The sequence below is a fragment of the Bartonella sp. MR168JLCBS genome (assembly GCF_042194175.1).
On the sequence record NZ_JBHIMP010000445.1, the window covers coordinates 1 to 657 of the forward strand.

Sequence of the window (657 nt, forward strand, 5' to 3'; positions counted from 1 at the left end):
CGACTGTCTAATCGTTATATTACTGATCGTTTTTTGCCCGATAAAGCCATTGATCTTATTGATGAAGCCGCGGCGCGGTTGCGCATGCAAGTCGATTCGAAACCTGAAGAACTCGATGCTATCGATCGGCGAATCTTACAGTTGAAAATCGAACGTGAAGCCTTGAAAACAGATGTGGAGCCAACAGCAAAAGAACGTCTGAAAATCGTGCAAGATGAACTCAACACATTGGAACAAAAATCTACCGAAATGACAACAGCTTGGCAGGCCGAAAAACAAAAATTAGGACATGCTGCCGATTTGAAAAAACAACTTGATGAAGCACGTAATGCTTTGGCTATCGCACAGCGTAATGGACAATTCCAAAAAGCCGGAGAACTTGCTTATAGTGTTATTCCTGAGCTTGAAAAACAATTGAGCATGGCTGAAAATGATGACCAACAAAATCATCTCGTCGAGGAAACTGTCACTGCTGAACATATTGCGCGCATCGTTTCACGCTGGACTGGTATTCCCATTGATCGTATGCTCGAGGCAGAGCGAGAGGCACTTTTACGTATGGAAGATGAAATTAGCACGCGTGTGGTGGGACAAGGCGAAGCCGTTCAAGCTGTTTCCCGCGCCGTACGGCGTGCACGCGCCGGGCTGCAAGATCCA

1 pseudogene is annotated in these 657 nt (G+C 46.3%); it reads left to right on the forward strand.

The window, feature by feature from the left end:
- Window positions 1-657 (forward strand): annotated as a pseudogene (locus ACFIK8_RS11875) (ATP-dependent chaperone ClpB); the annotation flags it as partial.